The sequence below is a fragment of the Priestia sp. MDV22-iso46 genome (assembly GCF_058629175.1).
The window spans coordinates 338964-359661 of sequence record NZ_JBZVWT010000004.1 but is presented as its reverse complement, the minus strand read 5'-3'; the positions used below and the strand labels follow the sequence as shown (position 1 = coordinate 359661).

The following is a 20698-nucleotide window of genomic DNA, read 5'->3' as shown; positions in this document are numbered from 1 at the left end:
AGGTGAACATGTAGAAGGAGGAAAAACAGGTGAAGAAGAAGTTGTTTTTAGGGATAACGCTTATCTTTCTATTAACTGTTTTAGCGGGTTGTACGGAAATTAACCAACCTATTACAGATGATAGTAAAGGTTTTTGGAATGAGTATGTTGTGTATCCGCTGTCATTAGTCATTACGTATCTGGCGGAGGTATTTAAAAGCTATGGAGTTGCGATCATCGTTGTCACAATCCTGATTCGCTTACTTATTCTACCGCTTATGATTAAACAGATGAGAAACACGAAAGCAATGCAGACGCTTCAGCCCGAAATGCAGAAGTTAAAGGAGAAGTACAGTTCAAAAGATGCCCAGACGCAGCAGCAATTGCAGAAAGAAACGATGGCATTATTCCAAACTTACGGAGTAAATCCTTTAGCTGGGTGCTTCCCAATTCTAATTCAAATGCCCATTCTTATCGGAATTTTCCACGCGATTACACGAACGTCAGAAATCGCAAACAACAGCTTTTTATGGTTTGATTTAGGTGCGCGTGATCCGCTATTTATCTTACCAGTTGTCGCAGGAATCACAACGTTTATTCAGCAAAAGATGATGATGGCCGGAAATGCAAATCAAAATCCTCAAATGGCTATGATGCTTTGGGTTATGCCGATCATGATTGTCGTTTTTGCAATCAATTTTCCAGCCGCTTTATCTCTTTATTGGGTAGTGGGAAATCTATTTATGATTATTCAAACCTACTTCATTAAAGGGCCAGACTTAAAACAAGCGAATATTGAAGGGGTTAAAAAATGAACGAAATCACAATTACGGCCCAGACGATTGAAGCTGCTGTTCAAGAAGCATTAGATGCTTTAGAAGTAGAGCGAAATCAAACAAATGTAGAAATAATTGAACCAGGCAAAAAAGGATTTTTAGGAATCTTTAAGGGAAAACCCGCAGTTGTAAAAGTTACAAAAATAGTTGACCCTGTAGAGGAAGCGGTTCATTTTATTACAAATGTTAGCCGTGAAATGGGGATTTCGATTCATACGAACGTCAAAAAAACCTCGAGAAACTGCATAATTGAGATTAGTAGCGATTCAGCGGGAATGCTGATTGGAAAACATGGACAAACCCTCAATGCGCTCCAGCTTCTCACACAACTGGTAGCTAATCGATACAGTCAGCAATTTTTAAATGTTGTATTAAACCCAGAAGGCTACCGAGAAAAACGAAAAGAAATGGTCGAAAAACTGGCATTAAAAATAGCGAATCAGGCGATTAAAACGAATCGATCTGTTCAACTAGAACCAATGCCTTCGCATGAAAGAAAAATGATTCACCAAGTGTTAGCTAAAAATTCTTTAGTTGAGACACACTCTATCGGAAAAGAACCGAAAAGAAGTATTTTGGTTCAGCCCGTCGGAAAAAAGCACTAGCAAAATGCGCTAGTGCTTTTTTATGTTTACTTTTATCAAGCTAGCGTTCAAAAAATCAAGTTACATACGTTGTTATTCACATGTGGATAAGTTAAAATAGTACATACTGCCTGTTTTTCTTGCTGTGCATAACAGAAGAACGTTAGAGATGTTCCAAATCGGTGAATTGTGGTATTCTATTTATTTGGTTCATACAAATTACGGGCCTTAAAATAGATGTTTTTGTTCGTGTAAAATTGTTAACGATGATAGTATATAACATCGTTTAAAATAAAAGGTTTATAAAATGAAATGAGGTGAAGTTGGTGCTAGATTTTGATACAATTGCGGCCATTTCTACACCAATGGGAGAAGGAGCTATTGCCATCGTCCGCCTGAGTGGTGAAGAAGCCATTACGATTGCAGATCGTATCTTTAAAAGCGTTTCGAACAAACGATTAACAGACGTAGCTTCTCATACTATTCACTACGGTCATATCGTAGATCCCAAGACAGAGCAAGTCGTCGAAGAAGTGATGCTTTCCATTATGAAAGGTCCCAAGACATTTACTAGAGAAGACATTATTGAAATTAACTGTCACGGAGGAATTGTATCCGTTAATCGTGTGCTGCAGTTAGTTATTGCAAATGGTGCCCGTTTAGCTGAGCCGGGTGAGTTTACAAAACGAGCATTTTTAAATGGTCGAGTAGACTTGTCACAAGCAGAAGCTGTAATGGATTTAATTCGTGCCAAAACAGATAAAGCGATGAATATGGCGATTGGCCAAATGGAAGGGCGTTTGTCCAAGCTAGTACGTCATTTACGGCAGGAAATTCTCGAAACACTTGCCCATGTAGAAGTAAACATTGACTACCCAGAATATGACGATGTAGAGGAAATGACTCACCAAGTATTGATCGAAAAAGCTTCAAATGTACGCCAAGAAATTGATAAGCTTCTTCAAACCTCTCATCAAGGAAAAATTTTAAGAGAAGGATTGGCTACGGTTATTATTGGACGTCCTAATGTAGGGAAATCTTCTCTTCTAAATAGTTTAGTGCAAGATGCAAAGGCCATTGTCACAGACATTCCTGGAACGACGCGAGATGTAATCGAAGAGTACGTCAATGTGCGAGGAGTTCCTCTGCGATTAGTTGATACAGCTGGAATTCGTGAAACAGAAGATATTGTAGAACGAATTGGTGTGGAACGCTCCCGTCAGTATTTGAAAGAAGCAGATTTAATTTTGCTTGTGTTGAATTTTAATGAAGAACTAACGGACGAAGATAAAAAGCTATTTGAAGCTGTAAAAGGCATGGACGTTATCGTGATTGTGAATAAAACAGATCTTGAGCAAAAAATTAATCTAGAGGAAGTGCAGCAATTTGCTGGTGATCATCCAGTAGTGACGACTTCGCTCCTTCAAGAACAAGGAGTAGATCAGCTTGAAGAAGCAATCGCAGCTCTTTTCTTTGGAGGAACAATTGAATCTCAAGATTTAACATATTTATCTAATACGAGACATATTGCGCTTTTAACGCAAGCAAGAGGAGCTATCGATGAGGCCATCACAGGCATTGAAAGTGGTGTTCCAATCGATATCGTCCAAATTGATTTAACAAGAACGTGGGAACTATTAGGTGAAATTATTGGTGATGCTGTTCACGAAAGCTTAATTGATCAGTTGTTCTCTCAATTCTGTTTAGGAAAATAGATTATTAAAGGAGGCTACTATTATGCAATATGAAGGTGGACAATATGATGTTATTGTCATTGGAGCAGGTCATGCAGGTTGTGAAGCCGCACTTGCTTCTGCGCGTATGGGTGCTAAAACGTTAACGTTGACCATCAACTTAGACATGGTGGCATTTATGCCCTGCAACCCTTCTGTAGGCGGTCCTGCAAAAGGTATTGTCGTACGTGAAATTGATGCTCTTGGCGGAGAAATGGGTAGAAATATCGATAAAACTCATATTCAAATGAGAATGTTAAACACAGGAAAAGGTCCAGCTGTTCGAGCACTTAGAGCTCAAGCGGATAAATTTGCTTATCAGCATGAAATGAAAAAAACGTTAGAAAATGAAGAAAATCTAACGCTTATGCAAGGTATGGTAGAACAATTAATCGTAGAAGACGGTGTATGTACGGGCGTTGTCACTCAAACGGGAGCTGTGTATAAAGCTAAAACAGTTGTTATTACGACAGGGACATTCTTACGCGGGGAAATTATTTTAGGTGAACTAAAATATTCAAGCGGTCCTAATAATCAACAACCGGCTATTAAGCTTTCTGAACACTTAGAGGAGTTAGGGCTGGACATGGTCCGTTTTAAAACAGGAACTCCACCTCGTGTTAATAGCTCAACTATTGATTACAGCAAAACGGAGATTCAGCCTGGGGATGATGTGCCTCGTGCTTTCTCATACGAAACAACACAGTACATTACAGATCAACTGCCTTGCTGGTTAACATATACAAGTGAACAAACTCATCAAATTATTGATGACAACCTTCACTTATCTCCTATGTATTCTGGGATGATCAAAGGTACTGGACCACGCTACTGTCCATCTATTGAAGATAAGGTTGTGCGCTTTAATGATAAACCGCGCCACCAAATTTTCTTAGAGCCAGAAGGACGAAATACGCAAGAAGTATATGTTCAAGGACTATCAACAAGCCTTCCTGAGCACGTACAGCGTCAAATGCTTGCGACAATTCCTGGTCTTGAAAAAGTCCAAATGATGCGTGCGGGCTATGCTATTGAATATGATGCAATTGTTCCGACTCAGTTATGGCCAACGCTTGAAACGAAGAAAATTAAAAATCTTTATACGGCTGGACAAATTAACGGAACATCTGGTTATGAAGAAGCTGCAGGCCAAGGTCTTCTTGCTGGAATTAACGCGGGAAGAAGAGCGCTGGAACAAGAAGAAGTCATCTTAGGACGTTCTGATGCTTACATCGGTGTATTGGTGGATGATTTAGTAACAAAAGGAACAAATGAACCGTACCGTCTGCTAACGTCTCGTGCAGAATATCGTTTATTGCTTCGTCATGATAACGCTGATTTACGCCTTACTGAAATTGGTCGTGAACTAGGATTAATCAGCGATGAGCGCTATGCTAAATTTGAACAGAAGAAAGCGGAAATCGAGCAAGAGAAGAAACGTCTTTTCTCCTTTATTATTAAGCCGAATGAAGCTGTTCAACAACTGATTAAAGAAGCTGGCGGCAGCGAATTAAAAGATGGCATTCGTGCGACAGATTTACTTCGCCGTCCTGAAATGACATATACTCATATTCATCAATTAGCACCAGCTGATGAGGCGGTAGATCCTGAAGTAGCTGAACAAGTAGAAATTCAGGTGAAATACGAAGGATATATTCAGAAATCACTTCAGCAAGTTGAACGCTTGAAGAAGTTAGAAAACAAAAAGATTCCTGATTATATCGATTATGATGCAATTAACGGTTTAGCTACAGAAGCACGTCAAAAATTAAACCAAGTGCGTCCACTAACGGTAGCGCAAGCATCACGTATTTCTGGAGTCAACCCAGCTGATATTTCAATCTTGCTTGTTTATATTGAACAAGGGCGCATCGCTAAAGTATCAAATGATTAAAACTCTTAGGCGCGAAGAAAGGGAAACTCAATGAATATTCAACAGTTTCAACAGCTATTAGAGGAAAAGGGAATTTCTCTTTCTTCTAAACAGCTGAATCAATTTGAAAAGTATTATCAAGTTTTAGTGGAATGGAACGAAAAAATGAATTTAACTGCTATCACTGATCACGGTGAAGTGTATGAAAAGCATTTTTACGATTCTATTTCAGCTGCTTTTTTTCAAGACTTTACAGAAATTGAATCCATGTGTGATGTAGGTGCAGGAGCAGGATTTCCAAGTATTCCGATCAAAATTTGCTTCCCGCATTTGCATGTAACAATCGTTGATTCGTTACAAAAGCGTATTACGTTTTTAACGCATCTTGTAAATGAGCTTGAACTAGACAATGTCACACTATGTCATGATCGAGCTGAAACATTTGGTAAAAAAGAAACGATTCGCGAGTCATTCGATCTTGTAACGGCAAGAGCCGTGGCGCGTATCTCGGTTCTTAATGAATTTTGCTTACCGCTTGTTAAAGAACGAGGACGCTTTTTAGCAATGAAAGGTGCTTCTGCCCCTGAGGAATTAAAAAATGGAGAAAAATCATTCCAAGTATTAGGTGGAAAAGTGAAGTCGATTGAACATTTCCAATTGCCTTTGGAGCAAAGTGAACGTTACATTATTTTAATAGACAAAATCAAGAAAACGCCTAAAAAATATCCTAGAAAACCTGGTACCCCAGTTAAGCTTCCACTAGAGTAGGTATTAAATAGATAGAGAAGAGAATGTTTCATATGAAACATTTTCTTCTCTATATTTTCTGTTTAGAAAGCAGGATATGATTAAAAAACATCGAATTAGTTTAAGGCGGGATTTTCCTGAAGGTGGTGTGGGACTATGAAATCTGCTTTTTCACGTTTTTTTAATTTAAAAGAAAAAGATGAGGATATTCATGTAGAGATTGAAACTGTCCAAGATGAAAATGTCGAAAAAGTTTTAAGAGATGAAGTAAAACAAATTAGGGTTTCAAGTATTATTCCGAATCGTTATCAGCCGCGTACTGTGTTTAATGAAGCAAAAATTGAAGAGCTAGCTCTTACTATTCATACACACGGTATTATTCAACCTATTGTGGTTCGACCGACTGAGGGCGAAGAATACGAATTAATTGCTGGAGAACGCCGGTGGAGAGCTGTACAAAGCTTAGGATGGGATACGGTTCCTGCAATTGTGAAACATTTTAACGATACAGAAACGGCCTCTGTGGCTTTAATAGAAAACTTACAACGTGAAGAGCTAACGGCTGTCGAAGAAGCACTAGCCTACGCAAAGTTAATTGAGTTACATAATCTTACCCAAGAGGCATTAGCTCAACGTTTAGGAAAAGGCCAATCCACAATTGCAAACAAGCTTCGTTTGTTAAAGCTTCCTGTTGAAATACAAGAAGCAATCAAACAAAAATTGATTACAGAGCGACATGCAAGAGCGCTCATTCCCCTCAAAAATCAAGAAAAACAACTTCAAGTATTAGCTGAGATTATTGAAAAACAATTAAATGTAAAACAAACGGAAGATCGAGTAGTTAAATTGTTAGAAACGCAGGTTAAAAAGCCAAAAGCTAAAAGAAAAGCGTTTAGTAAAGATACGCGTATTGCAATGAATACAATTCGTCAATCCTTGACAATGGTTAGTGACAGCGGTATTTCATTAAACACGGAAGAAGAAGAGTTTGATGAATATTTTCAGTTTACTATTAAGATTCCGAAAAAATAAAGAAATAGCCCTCATCTTTTTTTGATGAGGCTTTTTTATCAAAGTTTTTCGTCAGAAAATTCAATGAACAATTAAACTGTCTGGACAAATGGGATGGAAATGAAAGTAGGTGACAACATGGGGAAAATTGTGGCAGTTGCGAATCAAAAAGGCGGAGTTGGAAAAACAACAACCGCTGTTAATTTAGGAGCTTGTTTAGCTGAACAAGGAAAAAAGGTTCTACTTGTAGACGGAGATCCACAGGGGAACGCTACGAGTGGAGTTGGCATAGATAAAGCAGATGTAGATGAATGTATTTACAATGTAGTAGTGGAAGATATGGAAGCCAAAAACGTTGTGCGTTCAACAGCCGTCGAAAATTTATCAATCATTCCCGCGACCATTCAATTAGCTGGTGCAGAAATTGAATTAGTGTCGACTATTTCACGTGAAGTTCGACTTAAGAGAGCTTTAGAAACGGTGAAAGATCACTTTGATTATGTTATTATTGATTGTCCCCCTTCTCTTGGTTTACTGACATTAAATGCTTTAACGGCAGCTGATTCTGTTTTAATACCTGTACAGTGTGAATATTATGCGCTTGAAGGATTAAGTCAACTGCTAAATACCGTTAGATTAGTCCAAAAACATTTGAATAATCAACTGCGTATCGAAGGTGTATTGTTGACTATGCTTGACGCACGCACAAATTTAGGACTGCAGGTAACAGCAGAAGTGAAGAAGTACTTTCAGGATCGCGTTTATCAAACGATTATTCCTCGAAATGTTCGTTTGAGCGAAGCACCTAGTCATGGTGAACCAATTATCTTATATGATGCAAGATCTAGAGGGGCCGCAGTTTATACGGAACTTGCAAAGGAAGTGATTTATAATGGCGAAAGGATTAGGGAAAGGAATTAATGCCTTATTTTCAGGCTTAGATGCACAGGCTGATGATTCAATTCAGGAAGTTGCTATTCACGAACTCAGACCCAACCCCTATCAACCACGTAAAACGTTTAATAAAGAAGCAATTAATGAGTTAAAGCAATCCATTTTACATCATGGCATCTTACAGCCTATTGTAGCTCGCAAAAGCATTAAAGGCTATGAAATCTTAGCGGGTGAAAGACGATTTAGAGCTGCTAAAGAAGCCGACCTTGCTACTGTTCCTGTCATTATAAAAGACTTTTCAGAAAAGCAAATGATGGAACTAGCTTTGTTGGAGAATTTACAGCGTGAAGATTTGACGCCAATTGAAGAAGCAACCGCTTATCAATTGCTTATGGATAAGCTCGATATGACACAGGAGCAACTTGCTACACGACTGGGAAAAAGCCGACCTCATATTGCTAACTATGTTCGCCTCTTGCAGTTGCCTGAGGAAATTCAAACCCTCATTTCTACTAATGAATTGTCTATGGGCCACGGGCGTACGCTAGTCGGTTTGAAAAATAAAGCTCTTCTACCTAAAGTCGTTGAAAAAATACGCAAGGAACAATTGAATGTTAGACAGCTAGAGGCTTATATTGCCCACTTAAATAAAGCCGTTCCACGTGAAACATCAAAAACTAAAAAAGATAAAGATTTATTTATAAAACAAAGTGAAACACAGCTTCGTGAGCGTTTTGGTACCTCTGTTCACATTACACAAAGCAAGAAAAAAGGAAAAATTGAAATCGAATTTTTCTCTAAAGAAGATTTAAACCGTCTTCTTGAATTATTTAACGATCTTTCTCAGACTAACAAATCTTCTGTATAAAAAAGGTTGTCCTAGTTTTAGGACAACCTTTTTTATTGTTTATAATGTCTTACAGGTTGGTAAACCGAAGAATTATTAAACTCTTTCTCTCGTTCGTTGTGCGCAGTCTCAATACTTTTCGCAATTAAATCGGCAATGCACATAACGAGGTGAAGCCTCGTATTTTGCAAGACGAAAAACTCCATAAATCCGCTCACGTTGACAACCCCTGTTATATGAATATCCCCGACTGGCGGCAATTCTTTATTAACTCCTGCTCCTGGTTTAACGGGTCCTATTCCAAGTGATGCAGAGCCTACGCTTTTCATACGACCTAAACAAGCATCAATTCCAATAATAAAAGGATTCGGGAAAAGCTTTTGAATATGTTTTAACGTTTCTTTCAAATTAACAGCATGAACAGGCTCTTCTAACGTTCCAAAAATGTGAAAAGATGAAACTTTTTTTTCATTCAGTTTCGTTCCGACTAATGGACCCAATGAGTCCCCAGTTGAACGGTCCGTTCCAATACATACAAAAACAATTGGTCTGTCTTTCTGTGCTGGAAGTAAAGATAGTAACTGTGTACTCAGCTTCTTTGTAGCAGATTCTTCATCATGAAATACGCGGGTTGAATGTTGTGTCTTCTCAAAGAAGGGAGATTTTAAATTCATAGGGTCCACTCCTTATACATAATAGTAACAGTATACGAAGATTTTGAAGATTCTATACATATATTTCATGGATTGGGGGAAAATCGATGTGGAGAGCAGGATGTAAATGGATATTCTTAATTATGGGAACCATGATAGGCGCTGGGTATGCTTCAGGGAGAGAGCTATGGCAGTTTTTTGGCGAAGAAAGCGGACTTGCTATTTTTCTATTTTCTATTATTTTTGCGATTTCTTGCAATGTGATTATGCAAATCAGCTATCGCTACCGAACCAATCAATTTTACCCAGTGCTAATTGAATTAATAGGAAAGAGATGGGCTGCAGCCTATGATGTTTTAATCGTTTTTTATTTGTTTACGACGACGGTGATTATGATCGCGGGCGGCGGGGCGACATTGGAAATGTGGCATGTTCCTTATTGGTGGGGAATTGGCGCTCTTAGTGCGTTTATCGTCTTTGTTTTTTCAAGAGGATTAAATGGGCTTCTTTCTATCAATTCTTTCGTTATGCCAATCTTAATGATTGGACTAGCTGGCGTCCTTCTTACATTTGTTTTACGTCATCCTGGAGTAACTGATTGGCATCTTCAGCATAATTGGCCTGCTGCGTTTACCTTTACGGCTTTAAATATTCTTCCTCTTGTCGCGGTATTATCTACAATTGGAAAGGAAATTAAAAGCAAAAAAGAGATTTATATTGCAAGTGTTGGCAGTGGCTTTTTATTAGGGGGGCTCTCCTTTATTTATAATGAATCGCTTATTCAAGTTTCAGGCCTTCTTTCTTCCTATGAAATTCCATTATTCGCTATTCTTAAAGACTTTCCTTATACGATGCTGTTTTTAATGAGCATTGTTTTGCTCATTGCAATTTATACAACAGCCGTATCGGGAATCTTAGGACTGACCGCGCGTTTTCATACTGAAAAGGTGCAATCTCTTTGGAAACTGGCAGCCTGCTGGCTACTTTTAATGATTCCCTTTACAAAGTTAGGTTTTTCTACTTTGATTGCCGTTTTGTATCCAATGTATGGAATCGTCAATTTATTTTTAGTAACAGCCGTTCTATTATATCCATTTCGAAATCGCTACAAAAGTTCGTAGAAACTTGCTACAATAGATTAAAACTTTCTCGTATGTAGAGTATGTTACGATAGGAGCTACATGTAGTATGAATTCGTTGACGACAGTTTTTAAGAACGTATTTGAGCCGTTTTTTCAAGAAGAAACGTGGGCACACATTGGAGAAGGCTTCATAAAAATTCTGTTGATTCTGCTTATTTCCATGTTTTTAATTCGAATTGGAAAGCAAGCGTTAAATAAATTTGTAGAGGTTCGCACAAATAGCCCTCTGCGTATTTCTGAGCGACGAGAAGCTACCATGGTCCGTTTGCTTCAGAATGTTTTTTCTTATGTTATTTATTTCGTTGCCGGAGTTATGATTTTAGAAACATTATCGGTAGATGTTCGAGGATTGCTAGCGGGGGCTGGAATCGTAGGGCTCGCGGTAGGGTTTGGTGCTCAAAACTTAGTGAAAGACATCATCACGGGATTTTTTATTATCTTTGAAGATCAGTTCTCCGTTGGCGATTATGTTCGAGTAGGAACATTTGAGGGAACTGTAGAAGAAATTGGGTTGCGAACAACAAAGATTAAGAGTTGGACAGGTGAAATTAATATTTTGCCCAATGGCAGTATTGTGGAGGTCACTAATTTTTCGTTACATAACAGCGTAGCTTTTGTTGATGTAAGCATTTCTTATGAAGAAAACATACAAAAAGCAGAACAAGTGATTTTAGAGCTCTTAGAAGAATTGCCAAGCCGCTATGAAGATATGGTTAAAACGCCTGAATTGCTGGGGGTTCAAAATATCCATGCAACTGAAGTCACAATGAGGATTACAAGCGAAGTAAAACCAATGAGGCATTTCCATATTTCTCGTATGATTCGTAAAGAAGTGCGTACAAGGCTAAATGAACATGGCATTGAAGTTCCATTTCCTCGTATGGTTATGTATAATCGTACAGAAGAAGCACAGCATTCGTCGACGTTGAAAGGGAAATAAGGGGGAGAGAGCTGATGACGGAAAAAGAATTTGGTTTAAATGACGTTGTGGAAATGAAAAAACCTCATCCTTGCGGTACAAATGAATGGAAAATCATTCGAATGGGAATGGATATCCGCATTAAATGTGAAGGCTGCGGCCACAGCGTAATGATTCCACGACGTGATTTTGCACGTAAAATGAAAAAAATTCTTGTAAAGCATGAGGAATAACCTCATGCATTTTCTATGTTTATGCCTTATACTGTAAGGTGGGACAAAATGAAGTATCTTAACATGATGCGACTAAAGGTTCTTTATTAAACTTGTATTTCAAAAGTTGACTCACTATAATTGTGACAGGTTAACTTGTTTCGGATATATAAAGAGGAGTGAATAAATATATGGCTTTAACAGCTGGAATTGTTGGTCTTCCGAACGTTGGAAAATCAACATTATTTAATGCAATTACACAAGCGGGCGCAGAATCTGCGAACTATCCTTTCTGTACGATTGATCCTAACGTGGGTATTGTAGAAGTACCTGATCATCGTCTTCAAAAACTTACAGAGCTTGTAAAACCTAAAAAAACAATTCCAACAGCATTTGAATTCACAGATATCGCTGGAATCGTAAAAGGTGCTAGTAAAGGTGAAGGTCTTGGAAACAAATTCTTATCTCATATTCGAGAAGTAGATGCAATTTGTCACGTTGTACGTTGTTTTGAAGATGAAAACATCACGCACGTTTCAGGAAAAGTAGACCCTATTTCAGATATTGAAACAATTAATTTAGAATTAATTTTAGCGGATTTAGAAACGGTAGAGAAGCGTATCGGCCGTGTTCAAAAAATGGCTAAACAAAAAGATAAAGAAGCAATGTATGAATACGAAATTCTAGAGAAACTAAAGAATGCATTTGAAAGTGATCAGCCAGCTCGTGCTGTATCATTTACAGAAGAACAAATGAAGTTAGTAAAACAATTTCACTTGCTAACGATCAAACCTATTCTTTATGTAGCAAACGTTTCTGAAGACGAAGTAGCCGATGCATCTGCTAACGAATATGTAGCAAAAGTGCGTGAGTATGCGGCAAGTGAAGGCGCAGAAGTAATTGTTGTTTGCGCACGCATTGAATCTGAAATTGCTGAACTTGAAGGAGAAGAAAAAGCAATGTTCCTTGAAGAACTAGGCATTGAACAGTCAGGTCTAGATCAGCTTGTACGTGCAGCGTACGATTTACTTGGATTAGCCACGTACTTTACAGCTGGTGAGCAAGAAGTACGGGCGTGGACGTTTACACAAGGTATGAAAGCTCCTGAGTGTGCAGGTATTATTCATACAGATTTTGAACGCGGATTTATTCGTGCAGAAACGGTATCATATGAAGACTTATTAGCTGCCAAAACAATGGGAGCAGCTCGTGAAGCCGGAAAAGTACGTTTAGAAGGAAAAGAATACATCGTAAAAGACGGAGACGTTATGCATTTCCGCTTTAACGTATAAGATTAAAAGCCGAAAGAAAATATTTTCTTTTGGCTTTTGTCGTGTGTGAAAATATTAGCGTATATTTATGAAACAGGCGGCAATGCGTATTGCTTTGCCTATGGTAGTGTGCTATAATTTTAATTCGTGAGTAATATTTTATTGCTCCTTGCCCGTTTCGGGCCGTTAGACCAAAAGGAGGTGACAGTGATGAGAAAGTATGAAGTAATGTACATCATCCGTCCAAGCATTGATGACGAAGCAAAGAAAGCATTAGTTGAGCGCTTCAACGGCGTATTAACTGATAATGGTGCTGAAATCGCAAATGTTAAAGAATGGGGTAAACGTCGTTTAGCATACGAAATCAATGATTTCCGTGACGGTTACTACATGATTCTTGACGTGGCGGCTACTTCAGAAGCAGTTTCTGAATTTGATCGTCTTGCGAAAATCAACGAAGACATTATCCGTCATATCGTTGTTAAACAAGAAGCATAATTAAACGTTTAAATAAATTGGGTTTTATTTCCTTAAGGAGTGGTTCTGATGATGAATCGCGTAATTCTCGTAGGACGCTTAACCAAAGATCCTGAATTACGTTATACCCCGAGTGGAGCAGCGGTTGCAACATTCACTTTAGCGGTAAACCGCACATTTACAAATCAGCAAGGTGAACGTGAAGCTGACTTCATCAACTGTGTTGTATGGCGTCGTCAGGCTGAAAATGCAGCCAATTTCCTTAAAAAAGGAAGTTTAGCTGGTGTTGATGGTCGACTACAATCTCGCAGTTACGAAGGACAAGACGGTCGTCGTGTATACGTAACGGAAGTTGTAGCGGAAAGTGTGCAATTTTTAGAGCCGAAAAGTGGCGGTGGGGATACGCAACGCAGTAACTTTGCTAACACTGGAGGATCTGGACAAGGCTCTCCATTTGGAGATAATCAGAACCGTAACTCAGGTAATCAAGGTTATACTCGCGTTGATGATGATCCATTTGCAAATAATGGCGAGACAATTGACATTTCTGATGACGATTTACCGTTTTAATTCGCAGTAGATTATCCGGAGTATAAAATTTTATAGAAACTTTTAAGCGGAAGGAGGCGTATCAAAATGGCAGGTGGACGTAAAGGTGGACGCAACAGACGTCGTAAGGTTTGTTTCTTCACAGCAAACGGCATCACTCACATCGATTACAAAGATGTAGATATGCTTAAAAAATTCGTTTCAGAGCGTGGTAAAATTTTACCTCGTCGTGTAACTGGAACAAGCGCTAAATACCAACGTAAATTAACGATCGCTATCAAACGCGCTCGTCAAATGGCATTATTACCATATGTTTCTGGTGAATAATGAACGGTATAAAAAGAGGCAGTAAGGGAATCCTTACTGCCTCTTTTTACATTACATAGGTACTCTTTTGCCAAATAGTTGCTTCTTACTAACTGAATCGATAAAATAAATAATAGTCTATATCAACGAGGTGAAGTTGTGAAAGGAATTCGATATATTACAGAAGGAGCAGCTCTTTTAGCGCTGTTTGTGGCGCTGTTGCTTTTTTCACTATACATACCTGTTGTGGGAACCATTTTTCAACTAGCGCTAGCTGTTCCATTTATTGTGTATACCGTTCGTCATGGGTGGAAAAAGGCAATATTATTTTTAGTAGTAGGGTTGTTATTGACTTTGTTATTTGGAAATGTGTTGACTCTTCCTTTTACATTTGTATTTGGTATTGGTGGATTAGCAATAGGAATGCTTTACCGACAAAAACAAAAAAGGTATACCATTTTACTAGGCGGCACGGTTGCATTTAGTTTAGGTTTACTTTTATTGTTCGTAGGAGCAAATGTCATTTTTAATGTTAATTTAATGGAGCAAATAAATAATGCTTTAGATCAATCGATTAATCAAAGTATTGAAATGATGAAAAGTTTAGGACAAGACGTTAAGGAATCTCAAATTGACCAAATGAGAGATGCATTTGATATGTTTAAAAATCTGTTGCCTCTATTAATTGTTATAGGTGGAGTTATTCTGGCCTTTTTCTCTCAGCTTATTGCTACGCCTATTCTTAAAAGAACAGGTTATGAGGTGCAAGCATTCCCGCCTTTTCGTGAATTCAAACTTCCTAAAAGTATTCTATGGTATTATTTGATTGCATTAATCTTATCCTTCCCATCTTTTAATATTGAACAAGGTACATTTATGTACGTAGCTATTATCAACATCGTGATGGGACTGCAAATGTTAGTAGTGTTACAAGGGATCTCTTTTATTTTCTATTTCTCACATCAAAAAGGGTATGCCAAAGCAATTCCAATTGTTGTAACAATTTTAGCATTAATTATTCCAATTATCCTTCAAATTGTGCGCATCTTAGGTATAATTGATTTAGGATTTAATTTAAGAAAACAATTAGACACAAAAAAGTAGATATTGTGGAACTTAAAAAAGTAGGAGCTGAAATGGATGCCTGTCTTTACAAAAAAGAACGTCATTCGCTATCCATTTTACTCATTGTATAGTATAGCTCTGATTTTAGTAGGTATCGTGACCTATCATAATTGGATCATAGGAATGATAGGCTTTATATTACTATTAGCCTGTCTTTTTCTATACATGAGAATGGAGCGAATGCTGTCCGATGAGTTTGAAACCTATATTTCAATGCTGTCTCATCGGCTGAAAAAAGTAGGCGAAGAGGCATTAATGGAAATGCCGATTGGGATTATGCTGTTTAATGATGAATATCAAATTGAATGGACCAATCCTTTTCTAGCATCTTGTCTCGGTGAAGACACACTAGTGGGAAGATCATTATACGATGTAGCCGAAAGTATTATTCCACTGATCAAACAAGAAGTGGAAACAGAAGTTGTCACGTTGCATGATCGGAAATTTAAAGTGGTGATTAAACGAGACGAGCGCTTACTGTACTTCTTTGATATTACAGAGCAAATAGAAATCGAAAAATTGTATGAAGAAGAACGAACAAGTTTAGGTATTATCTTTTTAGACAATTATGATGAACTAACGCAAGGAATGGATGATCAAGTTAAAAGTAACTTGAATAGCCAAGTAACCTCAATGTTAAATAATTGGGCTCAAGAATACGGTATTTTTATTAAACGTACGTCTTCCGAGAAATTTATTGCGATTATGAATGAACAAATCTTAATTCATTTAGAGCGAAGCAAATTTTCTATCTTAGACCAAGTTCGAGAAGAGACGTCTAAACAAAATATACCGCTTACATTGAGTATCGGTATTGGGGCTGGTGCGGCTGATTTACCCGAACTGGGTGCTTTAGCTCAATCTAGCTTGGATTTGGCCTTAGGTCGTGGTGGAGATCAAGTAGCGATTAAACAGCCGAATGGAAAAGTGAAATTCTTCGGGGGTAAGACAAACCCAATGGAAAAACGGACGCGCGTACGTGCAAGGGTTATTTCTCACGCTTTAAAAGAGCTCATTACAGAGAGTGGAAAAGTGATTATCATGGGTCATAAGTATCCGGATATGGATGCTGTAGGAGCTGCTATTGGGATACTAAAAGTAGCCCAAGTAAATCAGAAAGACGGTTTTATTGTATTAGATCCTGATCATATCGACACAGGTGTTCAGCGAATGCTGGAAGAGATTAAAAAGAAAGAAGGCCTGTGGGAACGATTTATTACGCCTGAAGAAGCCTTAAATCTTGTGAGTGATGATACTCTTTTAGTAGTAGTAGATACGCATAAGCCGTCCCTGGTTATTGAAGAAAGGTTATTAAATCGTATTGAAAATGTCGTGGTCATTGATCATCATAGACGAGGAGAAGACTTTATCGAAGATCCTCTTCTTGTCTATATGGAGCCATATGCTTCCTCGACAGCAGAACTCGTTACTGAGCTTCTTGAATACCAGCCAAAACGATTTAAAATTGATATGCTAGAAGCAACAGCACTTTTAGCCGGTATTATTGTCGATACAAAAAGCTTTACATTACGCACGGGATCTCGTACGTTTGATGCAGCGTCCTTTTTACGTTCTCAAGGCGCAGATACGGTTCTTGTTCAAAAGTTTTTAAAAGAAGATATCACGCAATATGTACAGCGAGCACGCTTTATTGAACATGCAGAGATTTATACAGCAGGTATTGCCATTTCACGAGCTGAACCAAACAAAATGTATGATCAAGTGTTAATTGCGCAAGCTGCAGATACGCTGCTTTCAATCAGCGGAGTGGTTGCTTCGTTTGTTATTTCTAAGCGACGGGATAATCTAATTGGCATTAGTGCTAGATCGCTGGGAGATATCAATGTACAAGTTATTATGGAAAGTCTCCAAGGCGGAGGCCACTTAACGAATGCTGCTACTCAGCTTCAAGACATTAGTTTGGATGAAGCTGAAGAACGGCTTAAACAAGCAATTGATGAGTACTTAGATGGAGGTAAAAAATCATGAAAGTAATTTTCTTAAAAGATGTAAAAGGAAAAGGCAAAAAAGGTGAAGTGAAAAATGTTTCAGACGGTTATGCACATAACTTCTTATTAAAAAATGGTTATGCTGTTGAAGCTACAGGCGGTAATGTGAAAGTATTAGAAGCACAAAAAAATAGAGAGCAAAAAGATGCAGCTGCAGAACTTCAAGCAAACAAAGAGTTAAAAGCAACTCTTGAAGAACTAACAGTTGAATTAACAGCAAAATCTGGTGAAGGTGGCCGTTTATTCGGTTCTATCACAAGCAAACAAATTGCTGAGGAATTAAAGAAAAAGCACAAAATTAAAGTAGATAAGCGTAAAATTGAATTAAATGATGCAATTCGCGCATTAGGCTACACAAATGTACCGGTTAAATTACACCCGGAAGTAACGGCTACGGTAAAGGTACACGTGACTGAACAAAAATAAACGTAAGATTGAGAAATAAGTAAATAATATAAAGGGTTGGCGCGGACTTGTATTTGTTCGCGCCAACATTTATGATGAAAGAAAATACTGAAAGAATATAAGAGGGGCATAGAAATATGAGTGATCTTTTTGCTGATCGTCTTCCGCCTCAGAATATTGAAGCAGAGCAAGCGCTATTAGGGGCCATTTTCTTAGAGCCTTCTTCTTTAACCTTAGCATCTGAACTGCTAATACCTGAAGATTTTTACCGGGCATCGCACCAGAAAATCTTTACATGTATGCTGAAACTTTCTGACCAAGGTGAACCGGTTGATTTGGTAACGGTAACGTCTGAATTAGCTGACCAAAAAATCCTAGAAGAAGTTGGCGGCGTATCGTATTTAAGTGATTTAGCTAACTCTGTTCCAACGGCTGCAAACGTAGAGTATTACGGTAAAATCGTAGAAGAAAAGTCGATTTTACGCCGTTTAATTCGTACTGCAACGCATATTGCTTCAGAAGGATATGCAAGGGAAGACGAAGTGGAAGTTTTATTAAATGAAGCGGAAAAAAACATTTTAGAAGTAGCACAGCGTAAAAACAGCGGTGTGTTTCAAAATATCAAAGATGTACTTGTACAAACGTACGATGATATCGAAGTTCTTCACAATCGAAAAGGTGACATTACAGGTATCCCAACCGGGTTTAGTGATTTAGATAGAATGACAGCAGGGTTCCAGCGAAATGATTTAATCATTGTAGCGGCTCGACCATCTGTAGGTAAAACGGCTTTTGCCTTAAATATTGCGCAAAACGTTGCAACGAAAACGGATGAGAACGTAGCCATCTTCAGTTTAGAGATGGGTGCTCAGCAGCTTGTTATGAGGATGCTGTGTGCGGAAGGAAATATTGATGCACAAAGGCTGCGTACAGGTTCGCTTACAGCTGATGACTGGGGAAAGCTCACTATGGCAATGGGATCTTTGTCCAATGCAGGGATTTATATTGATGATACACCGGGTATTCGTGTAGGTGAAATTCGTTCTAAGTGTCGTCGCTTGAAACAAGAAGGCGGGCTTGGGATGATTTTAATTGACTACTTACAGCTCATTCAAGGAAATGGACGAAGCGGAGAAAACCGACAGCAGGAAGTATCTGAAATTTCTCGTGCGTTAAAAGCTTTAGCTCGTGAATTAGAAGTTCCTGTTATCGCCTTATCACAGCTTTCCCGTGGAGTAGAGCAAAGACAAGATAAGCGACCAATGATGTCTGATATCCGTGAATCCGGAAGTATTGAGCAGGATGCCGATATCGTAGCTTTCTTATATCGTGAAGACTATTATGAAAAAGATACAGAAAATCAAAATATTATCGAGATTATTATAGCCAAGCAGCGTAACGGTCCAGTTGGAACCGTACAGCTTGCCTTTGTAAAAGAGTACAATAAATTCGTTAATCTCGAGCGGCGCTTTGATGACGCAGGAGTGCCGCCTGGTGCATAAAACCTCTCAATATGAGAGGTTTTATTTTATTGTTATCGCATTCGTTCCGCAAAATACGATATATTTGTAATAACTTTTGTTAAATCGTTCGGATTTAATTGACTTTAGCGTGATAAATTGATACACTTATCCATGGTTAAATTATGTCGTAGTGAGCTGTTGCTTACTAAGCGGAGGTGCTTAAGATATGTCTTCAGTCGTTGTAGTAGGAACACAATGGGGAGATGAAGGAAAAGGGAAGATTACAGACTTCCTATCAGAAAATGCAGAAGTGATTGCACGTTACCAAGGTGGGAACAATGCAGGTCATACAATTAAGTTTAATGGTGAAACTTATAAGTTACATTTAATTCCTTCAGGTATTTTTTATAATGACAAAACATGTGTAATTGGAAACGGTATGGTTGTCGATCCAAAAGCGCTTGTTCAAGAATTAAAATACTTACATGATCGCGGTGTAACAACAGAAAACTTACGTATTAGTAACCGAGCTCATGTGATTCTTCCGTATCATTTAAAATTAGATGAAGTTGAAGAAGAACGTAAAGGTGAAAATAAGATTGGTACAACGAAAAAAGGTATTGGACCAGCTTATATGGATAAAGCAGCACGTGTTGGTATTCGAATTGCCGATTTACTAGACCGTGAAGTATTTGAAGCAAAATTAACACAAAACTTAGCTGAAAAGAATCGCCTTCTTGAAAAAATGTATGAAGTAGAAGGCTTTACATTAGAAGAAATTTTAGATGAGTACTATGAGTATGGTCAACAAGTTGCAAAATATGTTGTTGACACATCAGTAGTATTAAATGATGCGTTAGACGAAGGACGTCGTGTACTATTTGAAGGCGCACAAGGTGTTATGTTAGATATCGACCAAGGAACATATCCATTTGTTACATCTTCAAACCCAGTAGCGGGTGGAGTAACAATTGGTTCTGGTGTAGGTCCATCTAAAATCAAACACGTTGTAGGTGTATCAAAAGCGTATACAACTCGTGTTGGTGACGGTCCTTTCCCAACTGAATTAACAAACGAAATCGGTGATCAAATCCGTGAAGTAGGACGTGAATATGGTACAACAACTGGTCGTCCTCGCCGTGTAGGTTGGTTCGACAGTGTAGTTGTACGCCATGCTCGTCGCGTTAGCGGAATCACAGATTTATCTTTAAACTCAATTGATGTATTAACGGGAATTGAGACATTAAAGATTTGTGTAGCTTACCGTTATAAAGGGGAAGTTATGGAAGAATTCCCTGCTAGCTTAAAAACACTTGCAGAATGCGAACCTGTATATGAAGAGCTTCCAGGTTGGACAGAAGATATTACGGGTGTGAAAACATTAGATGAGTTACCTGATAACGCTCGCCACTACTTAGAGCGAGTGTCTCAATTAACAGGTATTCCTTTATCTATTTTCTCTGTAGGTCCAGATCGCACACAAACAAATGTATTACGTGGTGTATATAGCTAAATAAAAAAGGTTAGCTCCTCGTGAGCTAACCTTTTTTTATTTATAATTGGTGCTTTGTTAACAAGTTTTTTAAAAAAAGCTCAATAATAAAAAGAAAGTTTTAAAAAAACTATTGCATTCATATGAAATATCATGTTATTATAATAAGCG

The 20698-nt window shown here is 38.2% G+C and carries 21 protein-coding genes; 20 read left to right on the top strand and 1 reads right to left on the bottom strand.

The genetic code is table 11. The features are described from left to right. Positions 1-29: 29 nt before the first annotated feature. The 8 genes from spoIIIJ (at position 30) to AC4NPH_RS22645 (ending at position 8525) form a co-directional block, all read left to right on the top strand. On the top strand, positions 30-794 hold the full coding sequence (gene spoIIIJ / locus AC4NPH_RS22680; protein WP_013059928.1) for a YidC family membrane integrase SpoIIIJ: 765 nt from the start codon (positions 30-32) through the stop codon (positions 792-794). After that, on the top strand, positions 791-1420 hold the full coding sequence (gene jag / locus AC4NPH_RS22675; protein WP_013059927.1) for an RNA-binding cell elongation regulator Jag/EloR: 630 nt from the start codon (positions 791-793) through the stop codon (positions 1418-1420). The genes spoIIIJ and jag overlap by 4 nt, the downstream gene beginning before the upstream one ends. A 305-nt stretch (positions 1421-1725) precedes the next feature. Next, a complete protein-coding gene (gene mnmE / locus AC4NPH_RS22670) occupies positions 1726-3114 on the top strand; it encodes a tRNA uridine-5-carboxymethylaminomethyl(34) synthesis GTPase MnmE (RefSeq protein WP_029319516.1) in 1389 nt (462 codons plus the stop codon). 22 nt (positions 3115-3136) lie between these two features. Further along, entirely contained in the window at positions 3137-5026 is a 1890-nt protein-coding gene (mnmG, locus tag AC4NPH_RS22665; protein ID WP_279823191.1) for a tRNA uridine-5-carboxymethylaminomethyl(34) synthesis enzyme MnmG, read from the top strand. Between the two features lie 30 nt (positions 5027-5056). Continuing rightward, positions 5057-5773, top strand: coding sequence for a 16S rRNA (guanine(527)-N(7))-methyltransferase RsmG (gene rsmG / locus AC4NPH_RS22660; protein ID WP_029319514.1), 717 nt, complete (start codon positions 5057-5059; stop codon positions 5771-5773). Positions 5774-5908: 135 nt separating this feature from the next. Further along, the gene (gene noc / locus AC4NPH_RS22655) at positions 5909-6784 is read left to right on the top strand and encodes a nucleoid occlusion protein (RefSeq protein ID WP_013059923.1); all 876 of its coding nucleotides are present in this window, start codon (positions 5909-5911) and stop codon (positions 6782-6784) included. Positions 6785-6901: 117 nt separating this feature from the next. Then, on the top strand, positions 6902-7684 hold the full coding sequence (locus AC4NPH_RS22650; protein ID WP_013059922.1) for a ParA family protein: 783 nt from the start codon (positions 6902-6904) through the stop codon (positions 7682-7684). Further along, positions 7656-8525, top strand: coding sequence for a ParB/RepB/Spo0J family partition protein (locus AC4NPH_RS22645; protein ID WP_013059921.1), 870 nt, complete (start codon positions 7656-7658; stop codon positions 8523-8525). The genes AC4NPH_RS22650 and AC4NPH_RS22645 overlap by 29 nt, the downstream gene beginning before the upstream one ends. Positions 8526-8557: 32 nt before the next feature. On the opposite strand, the gene yyaC is transcribed toward AC4NPH_RS22645, so the two are convergent. Next, positions 8558-9178, bottom strand: a complete 621-nt coding sequence (gene yyaC / locus AC4NPH_RS22640) for a spore protease YyaC (RefSeq protein WP_013059920.1) — start codon at positions 9176-9178, stop codon at positions 8558-8560. Positions 9179-9264: 86 nt separating this feature from the next. On the opposite strand from yyaC, the gene AC4NPH_RS22635 reads away from it, so the two are divergent. The 12 genes from AC4NPH_RS22635 to AC4NPH_RS22580 all read left to right on the top strand — a co-directional run bounded on the left by AC4NPH_RS22635 (position 9265) and on the right by AC4NPH_RS22580 (position 20548). After that, the gene (locus tag AC4NPH_RS22635) at positions 9265-10278 is read left to right on the top strand and encodes a YkvI family membrane protein (protein ID WP_013059919.1); all 1014 of its coding nucleotides are present in this window, start codon (positions 9265-9267) and stop codon (positions 10276-10278) included. Between the two features lie 67 nt (positions 10279-10345). After that, on the top strand, positions 10346-11239 hold the full coding sequence (locus tag AC4NPH_RS22630) for a mechanosensitive ion channel family protein (RefSeq protein WP_098239748.1): 894 nt from the start codon (positions 10346-10348) through the stop codon (positions 11237-11239). A 14-nt stretch (positions 11240-11253) separates the two neighbouring features. Then, positions 11254-11451 carry a DUF951 domain-containing protein gene (locus AC4NPH_RS22625; protein ID WP_013059917.1) on the top strand — a complete coding sequence of 66 codons (198 nt, stop codon included), beginning with the start codon at positions 11254-11256 and terminating at the stop codon, positions 11449-11451. Between the two features lie 170 nt (positions 11452-11621). Continuing rightward, positions 11622-12722 carry a redox-regulated ATPase YchF gene (gene ychF / locus AC4NPH_RS22620; protein WP_013059916.1) on the top strand — a complete coding sequence of 367 codons (1101 nt, stop codon included), beginning with the start codon at positions 11622-11624 and terminating at the stop codon, positions 12720-12722. Between the two features lie 189 nt (positions 12723-12911). Next, a complete protein-coding gene (rpsF, locus tag AC4NPH_RS22615) occupies positions 12912-13199 on the top strand; it encodes a 30S ribosomal protein S6 (protein ID WP_013059915.1) in 288 nt (95 codons plus the stop codon). Between the two features lie 48 nt (positions 13200-13247). Continuing rightward, entirely contained in the window at positions 13248-13748 is a 501-nt protein-coding gene (ssb, locus tag AC4NPH_RS22610) for a single-stranded DNA-binding protein (protein WP_013059914.1), read from the top strand. Positions 13749-13814: 66 nt separating this feature from the next. Next, entirely contained in the window at positions 13815-14054 is a 240-nt protein-coding gene (rpsR, locus tag AC4NPH_RS22605; protein ID WP_013059913.1) for a 30S ribosomal protein S18, read from the top strand. A gap of 138 nt (positions 14055-14192) precedes the next feature. Further along, positions 14193-15137 (top strand): YybS family protein, encoded by a 945-nt coding sequence (locus AC4NPH_RS22600; RefSeq protein ID WP_013059912.1) that lies wholly within the window; start codon positions 14193-14195, stop codon positions 15135-15137. Between the two features lie 36 nt (positions 15138-15173). Further along, positions 15174-17147 carry a DHH family phosphoesterase gene (locus AC4NPH_RS22595; protein ID WP_013059911.1) on the top strand — a complete coding sequence of 658 codons (1974 nt, stop codon included), beginning with the start codon at positions 15174-15176 and terminating at the stop codon, positions 17145-17147. After that, entirely contained in the window at positions 17144-17593 is a 450-nt protein-coding gene (rplI, locus tag AC4NPH_RS22590) for a 50S ribosomal protein L9 (RefSeq protein ID WP_013059910.1), read from the top strand. Before AC4NPH_RS22595 ends, rplI begins: the two co-directional genes overlap by 4 nt. A gap of 116 nt (positions 17594-17709) precedes the next feature. Then, the gene (dnaB, locus tag AC4NPH_RS22585) at positions 17710-19074 is read left to right on the top strand and encodes a replicative DNA helicase (RefSeq protein ID WP_013059909.1); all 1365 of its coding nucleotides are present in this window, start codon (positions 17710-17712) and stop codon (positions 19072-19074) included. A gap of 187 nt (positions 19075-19261) precedes the next feature. Further along, entirely contained in the window at positions 19262-20548 is a 1287-nt protein-coding gene (locus AC4NPH_RS22580) for an adenylosuccinate synthase (protein WP_013085553.1), read from the top strand. The last annotated feature ends 150 nt before the right edge of the window (positions 20549-20698 follow it).